The sequence below is a fragment of the Deltaproteobacteria bacterium IMCC39524 genome, assembly GCA_029667085.1.
In the GTDB taxonomy this organism is placed as follows: Bacteria; Desulfobacterota; Desulfuromonadia; order Desulfuromonadales; family BM103; genus M0040.
The window spans coordinates 32,772-47,191 of record JARUHJ010000003.1; the positions used below are offsets into that span (position 1 = coordinate 32,772).

The 14,420-nt window shown below is 56.3% G+C and carries 14 protein-coding genes; 6 read left to right on the forward strand and 8 right to left on the reverse strand.

Annotated elements, in window-relative coordinates; translation table 11 throughout:
- Nucleotides 1-10: 10 nt before the first annotated feature.
- From P9J64_08275 to radC, 8 genes are all read right to left on the reverse strand, one after another.
- The gene (locus P9J64_08275) at nt 11-1,138 is read right to left on the reverse strand and encodes an HRDC domain-containing protein (GenBank protein ID MDG5468312.1); all 1,128 of its coding nucleotides are present in this window, start codon (nt 1,136-1,138) and stop codon (nt 11-13) included.
- A 70-nt stretch (nt 1,139-1,208) separates the two neighbouring features.
- Nucleotides 1,209-3,590, reverse strand: a complete 2,382-nt coding sequence (locus P9J64_08280) for a U32 family peptidase (protein ID MDG5468313.1) — start codon at nt 3,588-3,590, stop codon at nt 1,209-1,211.
- Between the two features lie 299 nt (nt 3,591-3,889).
- The gene (locus tag P9J64_08285) at nt 3,890-4,540 is read right to left on the reverse strand and encodes a prepilin-type N-terminal cleavage/methylation domain-containing protein (protein MDG5468314.1); all 651 of its coding nucleotides are present in this window, start codon (nt 4,538-4,540) and stop codon (nt 3,890-3,892) included.
- The gene (locus tag P9J64_08290) at nt 4,537-6,324 is read right to left on the reverse strand and encodes a PilC/PilY family type IV pilus protein (protein MDG5468315.1); all 1,788 of its coding nucleotides are present in this window, start codon (nt 6,322-6,324) and stop codon (nt 4,537-4,539) included. Before P9J64_08290 ends, P9J64_08285 begins: the two co-directional genes overlap by 4 nt.
- A gap of 49 nt (nt 6,325-6,373) precedes the next feature.
- A complete protein-coding gene (locus P9J64_08295) occupies nt 6,374-6,895 on the reverse strand; it encodes a hypothetical protein (GenBank protein ID MDG5468316.1) in 522 nt (173 codons plus the stop codon).
- Nucleotides 6,885-7,817: a PilW family protein gene (locus P9J64_08300; GenBank protein ID MDG5468317.1), complete on the reverse strand. Its 933-nt coding sequence runs from the start codon at nt 7,815-7,817 to the stop codon at nt 6,885-6,887. The genes P9J64_08295 and P9J64_08300 overlap by 11 nt, the downstream gene beginning before the upstream one ends.
- Nucleotides 7,814-8,185, reverse strand: coding sequence for a type II secretion system protein (locus P9J64_08305; protein ID MDG5468318.1), 372 nt, complete (start codon nt 8,183-8,185; stop codon nt 7,814-7,816). Before P9J64_08305 ends, P9J64_08300 begins: the two co-directional genes overlap by 4 nt.
- A gap of 57 nt (nt 8,186-8,242) precedes the next feature.
- On the reverse strand, nt 8,243-8,929 hold the full coding sequence (radC, locus tag P9J64_08310; GenBank protein ID MDG5468319.1) for a DNA repair protein RadC: 687 nt from the start codon (nt 8,927-8,929) through the stop codon (nt 8,243-8,245).
- Nucleotides 8,930-9,162: 233 nt separating this feature from the next.
- Here radC and def point away from each other — a divergent pair, with 233 nt between their 5' ends.
- The 6 genes from def to P9J64_08340 all read left to right on the forward strand — a co-directional run bounded on the left by def (nt 9,163) and on the right by P9J64_08340 (nt 14,360).
- Nucleotides 9,163-9,681, forward strand: a complete 519-nt coding sequence (gene def, locus P9J64_08315) for a peptide deformylase (protein ID MDG5468320.1) — start codon at nt 9,163-9,165, stop codon at nt 9,679-9,681.
- Nucleotides 9,682-10,620: a methionyl-tRNA formyltransferase gene (gene fmt, locus P9J64_08320; protein MDG5468321.1), complete on the forward strand. Its 939-nt coding sequence runs from the start codon at nt 9,682-9,684 to the stop codon at nt 10,618-10,620.
- A 111-nt stretch (nt 10,621-10,731) separates the two neighbouring features.
- Nucleotides 10,732-11,568 (forward strand): zinc metalloprotease HtpX, encoded by an 837-nt coding sequence (htpX, locus tag P9J64_08325; GenBank protein ID MDG5468322.1) that lies wholly within the window; start codon nt 10,732-10,734, stop codon nt 11,566-11,568.
- A 68-nt stretch (nt 11,569-11,636) separates the two neighbouring features.
- A complete protein-coding gene (rsmB, locus tag P9J64_08330; protein MDG5468323.1) occupies nt 11,637-13,007 on the forward strand; it encodes a 16S rRNA (cytosine(967)-C(5))-methyltransferase RsmB in 1,371 nt (456 codons plus the stop codon).
- Nucleotides 13,008-13,116: 109 nt separating this feature from the next.
- Nucleotides 13,117-13,782: a ribulose-phosphate 3-epimerase gene (gene rpe, locus P9J64_08335; GenBank protein MDG5468324.1), complete on the forward strand. Its 666-nt coding sequence runs from the start codon at nt 13,117-13,119 to the stop codon at nt 13,780-13,782.
- On the forward strand, nt 13,779-14,360 hold the full coding sequence (locus tag P9J64_08340; protein MDG5468325.1) for a CoA pyrophosphatase: 582 nt from the start codon (nt 13,779-13,781) through the stop codon (nt 14,358-14,360). Before rpe ends, P9J64_08340 begins: the two co-directional genes overlap by 4 nt.
- The last annotated feature ends 60 nt before the right edge of the window (nt 14,361-14,420 follow it).

Genomic DNA, 14,420 nt, shown 5'->3' on the forward strand with positions numbered 1-14,420 from the left:
AGGACATCCTTTATCGGGCCAGAGTCGCCAGCAGGCTTTCTCCCAGCTCTTTTTTCTGCCAGTTCTTCAGGCCGACAAATTCATCAAGGGCCTGTGTCGACTGAGGATTGGCAGCGGCCAGGCCTTCAAGGGCCGCGTTGTTGATCAGAACGCCCGGATCCAGCGCCAACCTGGCAGCTTGCTCCTGCCGCCACTTCTTGAGCGTCTTGACCCTCTCTTCGATGCTCGGATCCTTGGCTCCCCGGCGTGGCAGGCGGGGGAATTTAGGCAGCTCAGCCTCCGCTGTTTCCAGCCCTTCACGAACCGCAGACATCAGGGCGCGCCCATACCTTTCGATCAGGCGTGGCGACAAACCTTCAAGGCCCTTCAGGTTGGCTTTATCCCTCGGCATGCGCAGAGCCAGGGCCAGCAACGACTTGTTGCCTATCACCTTGTAAACCGGTCGATTCAGGCGTTCCCCTTCTTTTTCACGCCATTGTAATAACTTTTCCAACACACCGAGTTCACGTGGCGACAAGGTTCCGGCACCTTTAAAACGCAGGCAGATCGGGCCATCGACTTCGGCGAAACGGACGTCCTCCATCAGGGCAAACTCTTCCATTGCCCAGCTGATACGAGCCTTCTCTTCAAGACGTTTTTCGAAAATCTCCACCAGACGATGCAGGTGACAGGTGTCCTCGGCAGCGTAACGCACCATTTCGGCAGGAAGAGGCCGTTGTGACCAGTCAGCACGCTGGTATTTCTTGTCGAGCTCTACAGAAAAATATTTTCGCAGCAGATCGGCAAGGCCGATGCGCTCCTCGCCAAGCAATTGCGCGCTGATCATGGTATCGAAGAGGCCATCAATGGTCAGATTGAAATCCCGCTTTAAGCTGCGCAGATCGTAATCAGCCGCATGGAAAATTTTACGAATCTCCGGGTTGCTAAACACCGCGTGCAAAGGGCTGAGATCTGTGGCCGCAAGAGGATCGATCAAGACCGTCTTCTGCTCTGTTGAAACCTGGATCAGGCAGACTTTTTCCTGGTAGTTGTGCATTGAGTCTGCTTCCAGGTCGACGGCGATCGTCGTCTCTTTGGCCAGAAGTTCGGCCAATTCTGCGACCTGGGCATTGGTTGTCAATATTTCAATCTGTTCCATGTTGTTTCAAATCCAATCTTTAATTAGGTCTTCTTGTGACAAACTCTGATTGCGGAAAAAGGGACTGTCCCTAGATCATTTCCTGCAGATAATTGAAGTTCGATGTGCCCGGCAGGGGTTCATCCTGCTCAAAGGCAGCCAGCACACGACGGGCCTCGGCGGAAGACGCCCCCAGGTGAGAGAGATCGACCACGAACCGACGGCAGCCCATCTTGTGCAATTCGGCGAGATGCCCGATCAGCGAAAAATCCTGTTCCGGGCGAACCACGGTCAAGCCGCTGCGGTGATCCACACGGTAAGCCTCATCGCGATCAGAAACGATCGGCTGATCAGACTTGACCCCTTTCAAGGGAATGCGCGAGGTCATCATCGGCAGGTTGGCGTAAGCGGTGATCGTCAAGGGCAGGCCGGTCTCCCGGTTGAGCAACGCCGAAAAGTTCTCGCGATCGTCTTCAACGTAGAGAGTCGCGCCTGAAAGGCCCAGCTCGCCCCAACCGAGTGCAGCCTGGCTGTTGGTGGTGAACAAGCGGTAGCCGCTCTCCAGCAAGAGGCCTTGCATACCGTCAAAAAGAACCAGCTGGCTGATATTCTGCAACCGGAAGCGTTTAAAACCCGCTTCGGTCAAGAGCTTGATCTCTGTTTGAAAAGCAGACCAGTCGGCGTCAAAAATTGCCAGGGGCAAATCCCAGAGGACCTGCTCCGTATGTTTTGCGGTGCGTCCGCCCGCACCAAGCTTGTTAGAGCAACCGGGCGCAAGCGGCAGGATCAACTCATGCACACCCTTCTGCTTGAGCAAAGAAAGATCATGCAGGTTGCTGCTTGCCACGGCAAAGCGAGGCGGGGAAACCGGAGCCGTTCCTGCCGGGGCCAGATCGGCCATCGCCTGACGACGGTGATCGGTGCGAGCCTCGTGCTGACGGGCTTCGAGGAGTTCCGCCAACTCCTGGTAAAACTCACGACGAACCGCGTTGAGTCGGCTGAGCGGCAGAACCACGGCAGGCAAAGGGCCACATTCGAGAGGACCCAGAGCGAGTGGCAACTGCCCGGTTTTGCCAAAGACCTTGGCCAGAACCTCCTGCGACAGGGGCCGATCCTTGGCCGGGAAGGTCTCCACGCTAAAGTTGCGTGCTAATGACAAGCCATGACAGGCAGCGGTCAGTTCAATGCGATCGCTGGTCGGCATATGGATCGAGAGATCAATCACCGCCTTGCCTGGAGTGACACTTTCCAAACGTTTGCGGCAGGCAGACTGACTCAGGTTGAAAGCCTGTCCCGCAGAGACTTTGAAAACGCGATCCCCGGCACGGAACGACTTGTCAGGCGGGCAGCCGACCGCAACCCGTTCGCCACTATTGGCCCGGGTGACCTCTTTTCCTGCCAGACGCAGGTCACGAATGGTAAAGGCCGTGCCTGGCTTGTCCGTCGCCGGCTGGATGCGCAGGCGATCACCGAGATGGATCGGATCGCGCGAAACAAAGGTCAGTAGCCCACCCTGGCACTGCGCAACCGAGCCGATCAAGCGGCCGGTGGCGCCATGAACTCCGGGGTTAACGATATCCGTTGGAGTGTTGCCCGGCAAGAAGCCGCGGGTCGGTTGGCGGCCAAAAGAATCCTTAAGCAGTTCCTTGGCGGTAACGATCGCCGTCGAACGCTCGCGTTCGGAGGCATCGAGCACCGTACGGTAAGCCTCGACAACCTTGGCCACGTACTCGGCGCTCTTCATGCGCCCTTCAATCTTGAAACTCATCACACCCGCAGCAGCCAATTCGGGCAAAAGCTCGATCGCCGAAAGATCGTTGGGTGAGAAGTAGTAACCGTCCTTGCCCTTATGATGATAACGCCGCCTGCAGGGCTGTGCGCAGCGGCCGCGATTGCCGCTCAGACCTCCGAGCCAGGAGGAGAAACTGCACTGCCCGGAGAGAGAAAAGCAGTGGGCACCGTGAATAAAATGCTCAAGATCGAGGCTGGTTTCGCTCTTGATTACGGAAATTTCTTTGAGGCTCAGTTCTCGGGCCAGCACAGCGCGGGAGAAACCGAGACGTTCCGCCATTTTGACCCCGGCGGCGTTGTGGATCGTCAATTGCGTCGAAGCGTGCAGCTCAATGCCGGGGAAATGCCGCTTGGCCAGACGCCAGACGCCCATATCCTGGAGGATCACGGCATCAACACCGATTGCTTCAACGGCGGCGAGAACATCGATCAGATGGGAAAGCTCTTTTTCTTTAACCAGGGTATTCAGGGTGAGAAAGACTTTGCGTTGCCGGGCATGAGCATAACCGACCATGCGCTCCAGCTCATCGCGATTGACGTTTTTGGCCTTGGCTCGCGCAGAGAATTCCTTGAGGCCGACATAAACCGCATCAGCACCGAATTCCATGGCAGCGAAAAAAGCTTCGAGGCTACCTGCGGGCGCAAGCAGCTCGATTTTTTGTGGTGTGTGGACGTGCGTCATTTTTACTTGCTTGATCGAAAGAAAAAGCCGGGAAAAACCCGGCCAACCAGATACTTGTGCACCTTAGCATGTGAGTGCGTGGGGTGGCAAGCAGTGGAAGGCCGAGGCTACAATCTTGAAACGCCAGGTGCTTATATGCAAAAGCTGAAGAGAACCTCTTAAACTTGACCAAAACTTGCAAGAGACATCCCGCCAGGCGCCTTCCTTTTGTCCCGGCGGAAACAAGAAAACAAGCAAAGAAACACGCCATTTTTGCCTCTGATTTCAAGAAATCGCCACAATGACTGATATGTTTAACCTTACCTCCACCGTCCCCCATCCCACTCACACAGAGTAAAATGCCCCGGCCTGGTCCCGGTAACCGCCAGACTCTGCTCACCCCGGGTCAGGTAAACCGCCCCCGGGCCCATCATGCTGAAACCATTATTATCAAACTTGATACACGGCTTATCATCACAGGGAGGATAATTCGGGCTGGCAAAAGAAACAGCGCTTCCCGGAGCCCCGTTGTTGTTGCTGCAGGCACGACGATCAATGCCGGAAGCCCAACCAAAGGAAACTCCCGGCGGCAGACTGTTCTGCCAGAGCAGGTCCGCTTCGCCTGTCTCTGCAACGCCATTAGCATTATCATCCTGCCATGCATAGGCGGTATAAACACTCGCATCAGGATCAAAAACCAGGAAAGTCCGCTGCAGGACAAGGGCTCCATTGTTCAGGGTCAAGCTGCCGCCCCCTTCCGCCCGACACTGCAACGCTTTGAGATCTTCGAGCAGTTGGTGACCAGCCCTTTTAAGTTGCCAATCACGTGCGAACTTCTGCCCTCCCCAGGTCGCCAATGCCGCCATGATGCCGAGCAGAGACATCACCAGAAGTAATTCCAAAAGGGTGAAACCACGGGATTTATGGACACCTTTTACCTTGCGGGCCTCTAGACAGCTGAGAGTCTTCATTGTTGCCTCCAGGACAGGACCTTGACGGAGCCCTGTCCCCCGACCGGGCCCAGTAAACGGCTGGCCGTACCCAGTTGGGTCACCTCTCCTGTCAGAGACACGGCAACCACCACACCCGGCGCGGTCACAACGCGTCCGATCGTCGCCGCGTCGAGATTCCGGCTGAATTTTTCTTCTCCAGCCTCATTGAGCGCAACAAGACGACCATGCGTGGTCGTCTCACCGGAGGACAGGAGAGAGTGGTAATCACGGGCTGTCGCAAAAACAACAGTTCCTGCGGCATCGAGTTGAGGAGTCTCCCAGACTCTTTCACCCGGCAGAAGAGGATATTGCCAACGCAAACGACCACCGCCGGACAGAATCTCGACAGCATAAAGAGCATAGGGGATATTTGCGTTTGCTCCCTCCACCCCACCGCTACCAAAGATCGCTAAACGACCGTGAACTGCCACACCCGCACCGATTGGCTCTTCAGCAGCACCAGGGACGACATAGACAGGAGCATCACCATGGGCACGGCCATCGACGAGATCAAGGGCCCAGAGACGACCGACCAGATCGCCGAAGACTAGGGTGTCGCTACGCTGATCACCGTTTAGGTCCATCAGAGCAGGAACCGCCGGCGTGGCCTCGGCGACAGCACCGCTTATCGGGTAAGGCGCGGTAAATTGCCAGAGGAGTTGCCCCGAACCCAGGGTCAGCGCGAGAGCGTGAATTGCTGCCGGGCCGTCACCTCCAACGGAATCCGCGGTCAGGTATATGCAATCTCTCGTCTCGGTTACCGAACCGCAGCGACCAATGGTGACACCGCGGGTTCGACCGATCTCGTTGCCCGGCAGCAACGTCTCCCACAAGAGCTCGGGCTGATAGGGGTCAGTAATATCCAGCACAAGGAGGTTGCTGCGACGGCTCTGCACAAGGGTACCGGTCGCCACCAGCAAGGTATGCCAGCGATAGAGGCCATCGCCTTCGAGGTCGAGAAACAATTCCCTGACAACCGGCGGGCCATCGAGGTGTACGCTCAAGGCTCCCGGGTCATCATCGAGCGGTTGACCTTTGATGTGAGGGAGAAAACTGCCGGGCAGATACGCCCACAGCTCTGCACCGGCTTCAGAATCATCTTGCAGGAAATCATTGCTAGCAGCGTCCCATGGACTGACAAAGAAAGCATGCAGCATGCCGTCTTCTCCACCGGCGTAAAGAACCCGGTCACGCTGGCTGGCTTCGTCGTTAGCCGGGCTTCTGCCGACCAGAACCGGAGAAGAGCGACTGATGCTCCAGAGCCTCCTGGGGTCCTCGCTGGAACCGGCAGGGAGCTCGGTGCTGCCGCCACGTCGCCCACGCACGGCGTGCAGCAGAAGTTCTCCTTCAATAAGCGAATCGACCGCCATTGCCGGCTGTAATCTTGTCAGAGAGTCCGCATTGAACGGCAGCTGTTCACCAGCAAGATTCGTGAAAATGCTGCGATAAAGGTTGCCAGAATTAATCGATGTGGGAGGATCTCCACTTGTGAGGTCGCCCGGAGCTGCGCCGCTACCGGCTTGAGGCATTGTGTCGGCGGCGTCCCAGAGGGTGGCAGGAAAGGTGTCGAGAAGATCTATCGCCCGCAGATGGCCGCGATGGTCAGGAAAGGACGTGCTGGCGATGTAGAGGACACCGTCGGCGAGTACCGGGGTCGTGGTTACGTATTCCTGCTGCAGGTCTCCTGCGTGAAGCGGTTTACAGCAGATCAATCCAGTCATGCAGCACAGCATGAATCGAGCATAAGCGCACCAAGTCTTCATTTTCCCCTCCCAGGCTATAAACAATTCTGTTATTGAAAAGTTTACTTTTTCAGTCGGAAATCCCGTAAGTTGCAACCGGTTGGTCGGCAAGTTCATTCACCGAGACACCAGAGCGATCATCTTCCCCATTTCCCGGAGTGGAGAAACCGCACAGGCTCTCAACCATCACCTCTACGCTCACTCTCCCCCTGGCTCGCGCCAGCACGAAAACCTTCAGATCGTTATCACGACGCACATCGCCATCTCCGTCCGGATTGTCGCGCAGATAGAGTTCAACCTCGACACCGTTGACCTGCATCACCCAGGCCGGCATTGACGGGTAACTCCTGGTTGTCCCGGCGGCAAGCAAAGTTCGCCAACCGCCACTTCCGGCATATTCATCAGACAATAGCTGACGCGCCTCTTCTATCCCCGCCTGTGCCGCCCAGAAAACCTGTTCACGCTGGTTGGCTTCTGCCGTCTGCCGGGTCGATTGCCAGACTTTCTCGGCGAGGAGATGTGCCATCGCCAGAAGAACGGACAAGATCATCACCACGTTGATCAAGGCCATGCCCCGCTCGTTACAAGCCATGATTCTTCACCTCGACCAATCGAGACAGCGGCATGCGCCGATAGTGGTCTTGATAAGGGCCGTATTGACAATTCCCCAGCGTATAGATCTTCTCATCGACATAGTTGCGATCGGCGCGCAGATCTTTTACCAGGAGACTGATACGCACCCCGCGCACATCCTGAGGTCTTGCCGGTTGGTGAACCAGAGAACCATCCTTGAGCAGATACTCGAACTGCAAACCGTCCACGGCATCATCGAGGATGTCACGACTGGTGAAATCATCCCGCCGCAAACGTTTGCTGTCGGCAAAAGAATCAAGCAGGAAACTGCTGGCCCGCACCCCAAGCAGCTCGGTTTCGATTGGGACATCCACAAGCAAGGCTTGATTCAGCTCCACTACCAAGTCCGCACTACGGATACCGTAGGAGACGCGGTGATTGGCAAGGACCAGGTGACCGATCGCCTCCGGTGCCGGTAACAGCTCCCGGGTTGAACCGGGGCTGCGATTGGGGCGTCGACTCAGAAGCAGAGAGTCTTCGCCGGCGAGCCCTGCCTGTGCGAGGTGAATGGGAGGAGAGAAGGAAACCGCCTTGACGATCGTCAAGAGATCATCCTGGTCGTCATGGTCTTGTGCGAGAATCGAGAAGGGCAGGGTCTCCAAAGGATCGCCAGCGAGGCTGTCGTGGGTCAGCATCAAGGGAGAGCCATCTGCCAACGTAGGACTCGACCCAAGCAGGAAGGCTGCATCACGGATATCTTTGGCAAGAAAGCGCATCAACCGTTCGGCGCGATCCTGCAGATCATTGCGGCTGACTTCTACCAGAATACGCGACTGATAGCTGATCATCATCTGCAGAACCATCGTACCAACCACAATCGCAATAGCCATGGCAACCATCAATTCAACAAGCGTTACACCGGCACTGGCGGTTTCTTTCATGGTGCCGTCCGCACCGTTTGCAACCGGTAGCGATGGTTCTCTCCGCGCTGTTGCCAGCCTGCCGAAACCGTAATCCTGCTCTGCCCGGGATGTGGCACATCTCGTTCAACCAGTGGTTGAACTTCGAGATCTCCGACCAGCAAGGGCACCTCCGCAGCAAGCGGCAGTCCGGCATAATCGATCACCTGAAACTCGGCCATGACTTCTCCGGCAAGCCTGCGCGCCTGAGCGTTCCGACTGTTGTCGTGGTTCACCTGGATATTGGTCAACAAAAGAGGTAAAAGCCCCATGCTGGCGATCAGAAAAATCACCAGCGACACCATCACCTCCACTAGGGTAAAACCTTCCTTTCCACTGCCTTGACACATCGAATTTTCCCCTCCTGACAAACGTTGATAGATAACAAAACATCATAAGAATCGATTTCAACCGATCAATCCCCGATCAGCCAGACTGATATAACGGCCACTGCCGATAATAATATGATCAAGTACCCTGACCCCCATCAAGGCTCCGGCATCACGCAATCGGGTTGTTAATTCAAGATCCTCACGGCTTGGCTCCGGGTCGCCTGACGGGTGATTGTGGACAAAAAGTACGGCGGCGGCAGATTCTCGGACCACCGGCTGAAACACTTCGCGTGGATGCACGATGCTGGCGTTGAGACTCCCTTCGGAAACCTGGATTTCGCGTAGAACGCGGTTTTTGCTGTCGAGCAGCAGGGTGAGGAAGACTTCTTTTTTACGATCGCGCAGACGTTCGTGGAAATGGGCAAAGACTTGCCGGGAGCTGGTAAAACGTGCTCCAGCGGCCAGGGGAGTTGCGGCAAAGCGACGGGCCAATTCACCAAGAGCGAGAATTTCCGCGGCCTTGGCCGGACCGATGCCGGGCTCCTCGCAGAGTTCGGTCGCCGTTGCCGAGACCATGGCACGCAGGGAACCGAAGCGGTTCAGCAGCTGCCGGGACAGGTCAAGCGCACTGCTGCCACTTCCTGCATGTCCGCTACGCAGGATCAACGCCAGTAATTCCGTATCGCTGAGTGTTGCCGAGCCTCTAGACAGAAGCTTCTCGCGCGGCCGGTCGGCCACGGGCCAGTCCTTGATACAGGACATTGCCCCCTCCATTTTCAGCACAAAATAAAATCAATAAGATAGAATCAGAACTGCGGAAATACCATAAAATACTCTCATTATGCAAGACTAATCTTGCCGAGAAGTACGGAGGACCGCTTTGTCAGAGAAAGCAAGGTTGACTTGCACCGAAAATCACATCTATCATTGATCTATCAGGAACATCAAAGCTTGGCGATACTGATCGGCAGGCTCTTAATCTTTAAGGAACAGTTATGGCTTTACTTAAAATTCGACATTACCCCGATCCGGTTCTCAAAAAAGTTGCCGAGCCGGTGACTGAGTTCGACGATTCCCTGCGTCAACTGGCCCACGACATGGCAGAGACCATGTATGCCGCTCCGGGCGTTGGCCTTGCCGCACCCCAGGTTGGTATCAGCAAGCGCTTGACCGTGATCGACTGCTCCGCGCGGGACGAAGATGCGCAGCTGCTGATTCTGGTCAATCCGGAAGTGATCGATCAGGAAGGTGAATGCTTCGAGGAAGAGGGCTGCCTGTCGGTACCGGAGTACTATGCCAAGGTCAGCCGTAGCGCCACGGTCAAGGTGCGTTTTCAGGATCTGGATGAAAAGGTCCACGTTATCGAGGCACAAGGCCTGACATCGGTCGCCTGCCAGCATGAAATTGATCATCTCAACGGCATCCTCTTTGTCGACCACCTTTCACCACTCAAGCGCAGCATCTTTCGCAAGAAGTGGAAGAAAATCCAGGAACATTTAACGGAGCAGATGTAAATGCAGCCACAGGAACTACGAACCGTTTTCATGGGAACCCCCGATTTCGCCCTGCAGACCCTGCAGGGCTTAATTGATGCAGGCTGCAAAATGGTCGGCGTCTATACCCAGCCCGACCGTCCGAAAGGACGCGGCAAGCAGTTGGCGGCGCCACCGGTCAAGGAGCTGGCGCAAAAATACGACATCCCTGTTTACCAACCGCTCAAGCTGCGTCAGCCGGAAGCTGTCGCCGAGCTCGAAGCTCTCGCCCCCGACCTGATCGTGGTGGTGGCTTACGGCCAGATCCTGCCGAAGAGCGTGCTCGAAATTCCCGCCCATGGCTGCATCAACGTCCATGCCTCATTGTTGCCCAAGTACCGTGGCGCCGCGCCAATCAACAAGGCGATCATAGACGGCGAAACGGAAACCGGCATTACCACGATGTACATGGATGTCGGTCTCGACACCGGCGACATGCTAGTGAAAAAGACCCTGTCGATCGGGCCAGAAGAAACCGCCGGTGAACTGCATGATCGCCTGGCCAGCCTTGGCCGGGAGACGATGGAAGAGACCTTGCGACAACTCTGTGCCGGCACCCTGCAGCGAGAAGTACAGGATGACGAGCAGAGCACTTACGCATCGATGATGAAAAAGGAAGACGGCCGCATCGACTGGGGCCGCTCGGCTCAGGAAATTCACAACCATGTGCGTGGTCTCGACCCCTGGCCGGGCGCCTACACCACCCTCAACGGTGAGCTCCTCAAGTTGGCCGAAACCAGCCCGGAAGCGGCAGAAGGCCTGCCTGGCAGCGTTATCGCGGCCGGCAAGAACGGCGTCTGTGTCGCCTGCGGCAGTGGCTCGCTACGGATTCAGCAGCTGCAGCTGGCCGGGCGTAAACGCCTGACTGCGGCAGATTTTCTACGCGGCTGCCCGTTGGAAGCCGGCGCAATGATGGAATAAGAGAGGACCAATCGCCTGTAACACTTGAAATCCGGTGATTCGTAGCTACATTATTACTCTCAGTTGAGTGAAAAACATCCATCAACCCTTTGACGAAAAGGCTTTTGCGCAATGAACATTCTCCGCACGGCTATCCTTCTCACGGTTTTAACTCTCGGCCTGGTTTTTGTCGGCGGTATGATCGGCGGTCGAGGCGGCGCTCTCTTTGCCCTGATCATGGCCGGCGGCATAAACATGGGCTCTTACTGGTTTTCCGATAAGATCGTTATCAAGATGTATAAAGGGAATCAGGTGACCAGCGGTCCGCTTTTCGATGTTGTCACTGAGATCTGCCAGACCAACCAGTTGCCGATGCCCAAGGTTTACACCCTGCCACAAGCGACCCCCAATGCCTTTGCCACAGGCCGAAACCCCGAGCACGCAGTTGTTGCTGCGACGGAAGGGATCACGCAGGTTCTTTCCCGTGACGAACTGAAAGGGGTCATGGCCCACGAGATGAGCCATGTCATGCACCGTGACATCCTGATCGGTTCGATCGCCGCGACCATCGCCGGAGCCATCGCTTACCTGGCGCACATGGCCCAGTGGGCAGCTATTTTCGGTGGTTTTGGCCGCGACGAAGAAGACAGTAATCCACTCGCCCTGATCGTTCTGGCCATCATCGCGCCGATGGCTGCCATGCTGATCCAGATGGCGATCTCCCGCTCCCGTGAGTTTGAAGCCGACAAGGGCGGCGCCCAGCTCTGCGGCAACCCGCTTTTCCTGGCCAACGCCCTGCGCAAACTCGAGAACGCCAACGAGAGCGTACCCATGCCACGGGTTAATGAGGCGACGGCGCACATGTTTATCGTCAATCCTCTGCGCGGAGGTGGTGGTGTTAAAGCACTCTTCACCACGCACCCGCCGATGGCCGAACGGATTCGTCGTCTTGAAGAGATGGCTCTATAAAATTTACGCCTGCTGAAGGGGACGTTTTACGTCCCCTTTTTTACGGTTCCCTCGACAAAGAAGCCCACATGACTAGTCACTACGCACAACCAAACCCCTTGGACGCCCGCTACGGGGCGTACGAGATCCTGCAACGTGTAGAAGAGGGCGGTTACGCCGACCGCCTTCTGGATGGCTACCTTGTTCGCCATCCGGGGATGGATCCGCGCGAGCGCGGCCTGCTGACCGAGTTGGTCTATGGCCTCCTGCGCCTGCGCGGCCGGGTCGATTTTGCGCTGCAACACTTCTCCCGACAACCTCTAGAGCGCCTCGAAAAAAACGCCCTGCTCCTGGTGCGTCTCGGCGCCTACCAGTTGCTCGAACTCGACCGTATCCCGCCACACGCGGCAGTTCATGCCACTGTTGAATTGGCCCACCAGGTTGGTATGGGGCGGGTTGCCGGCTTGGTCAACGGCACGCTACGCAATCTGATCCGTGAACAAGACACGATCAAATGGCCGACACCGGAGGACCTGAAAGCCTACTTGCAACATAACTGCAGTCTGCCGCCCTGGCTTGCTAAAGAGTTACTGCGTCAATTTCCCAACGTTGACTCCCAGGCTCTGGCAGAAGCTTTTACCAAAGCTGCGCCACTTAGCCTGCGAACCAACACCCTGAAGATCGATCGCGAGACCTTGCTGGCCGCACTGGCTGAAGCAGGACATACCTCCAGGCCGTGCCGCTACGCGCCCGAAGGAATCATTGTTGAGAAACGCGCAGCACAGCCTTTCCTTGGAGATAGTGACGGCTGGTACCAGGTTCAGGATGAAGCCAGTATGTTGATGGCTCACCTGCTCGACCCTCAACCAGGCGACAGAATTCTTGACAGCTGCGCCGCCCCCGGCGGCAAGACCACGCATATTGCTGCAATAACCAGCAATCAGGCTGAGATTATCGCCCTTGAAAAATATCCCCAGCGTGTCGATCTGATCACCCAGGGAGCGAACCGTATCGGGGCCCAAAACATCGAAGCCCGCCGTTGGGATCTCACCGAAAAACCGGGATTTCTTGCGCCGGAGAGTTTTGACCGGATCCTCGTTGATGCGCCGTGCAGCGGTCTTGGCGTGCTGCGCCGCAACCCCGAAAGCCGCTGGAGTCGGCGGCCGGCCGACATCAAGGAACTGGTCGAACTGCAACGTACCATTCTCAAGCAGGTGGCCCCCCTGCTACGCCCCGGCGGTCACCTGCTCTACTCGGTCTGTACCTTCACCGCCGCCGAAACCGACGCCATCGTGCATAATTTTCTCGCGACTCACCCAGGGTTCAAACAGGAAGATTTTCGCACTCTCTTGCCAACAGAATGGCAAGAAATGACCACCGATAAAGGTTGTGTGCGGACCTTGCCGCATCATCATGATGGTATGGACGCCTTTTTTGCAACACGGCTTATTAAAAGCTGACTGGTCAAAACATTTTCAAATAGGTTATAAAGGTTCATTGTTTATCTTTTCTTCCTACCCTTCGTGATCTTCGTGGTCATAGCGGGTTCACTTTTGACCGGAGTTGCAAATGATCAAGATATCCCCATCGATTCTTTCCGCTGATTTTTCCCGTCTCGGAGAAGACGTTCAGGCGGTCGACCGTGCCGGCGCCGATTACATTCACATCGATGTCATGGATGGTCACTTTGTCCCCAACATCACCATCGGTCCGCTGGTGGTTGAGGCCCTGCGTAAAGTCACCGCCAAGCCTCTTGATGTACACCTGATGATCGAGAACCCGGATCTCTATATTGCGGACTTTGCCAGGGCCGGCGCCGACATCATCACCGTCCACCAGGAAGCCGTGCCGCACCTGCATCGCACCGTGCAATTGATCAAGAGCCTCGGCAAGAAAGCCGGTGTCTCGCTCAATCCGGCCACACCGGTAGAGACTCTCGATATCATTCTCGACGAGCTTGACCTGGTCCTGATCATGTCGGTCAACCCCGGTTTCGGCGGACAGTCTTTCATCCCGTCGGCCCTCGACAAGATCCGTGCGCTGCGTCAACGCATCACAGAACGTGGCCTCTCAACTGAGCTGGAAGTCGATGGCGGCGTCAAGATCGACAATATTCGTGAAGTGGTGGCTGCGGGCGCAGACGTTCTGGTTGCCGGTAGCGCCGTTTTCAACACCGAGAATTACGCCGCGACCATGACCGCCTTACGGGAAAACGCCGCCAACACAAGCGCATGATGCTTGACCGCAATCACCTGGCCAGCCATCTGCAGGCTTTTCCCAAAACAACCATACCGGTTGCCTCCTTGCGACCGGCCGCCGTACTAATTCCTCTCTATCAGCGCGATGGCCGCGACTACCTGCTCTTTACCGAGCGCACGGCCCATCTTGAACACCACGCCGGGGAAATTTCTTTTCCCGGTGGCGGTTATGATCAAAGTGACAAGGATTTAAGTGCCACGGCCCTGCGTGAAACGGAAGAAGAACTCGGCATTGCCCGCTCGCACGTAGAAGTCCTCGGGCGCCTGGATGATTTCTATTCGGTACACGGCTATCACGTGGTGCCCTTTGTCGGCACCATCCCACTTCCCGATAACCTGCAGTACGATCCTTTTGAAATTGCCGGTATCTTCGAGGCCCCGCTGGATCATTTTCGCAAGCCGTCAACTCATCGTATCGAAAACTGGCAACACCTCGGCCGCACCCATCCGGTCGACTTTTATGAGTTCGAAGAGCACACCATATGGGGCCTGACAGCTGCAATTCTGCGCCAATTCATCGAGGAAACAGCGGCTCTCAGAACAGCGCCGTTTTAACCGTCAGAGAAGTCAAACAAGAGGTTTTCTTTTTTGGAGAGAGCTGTGAAGGGGAGACAC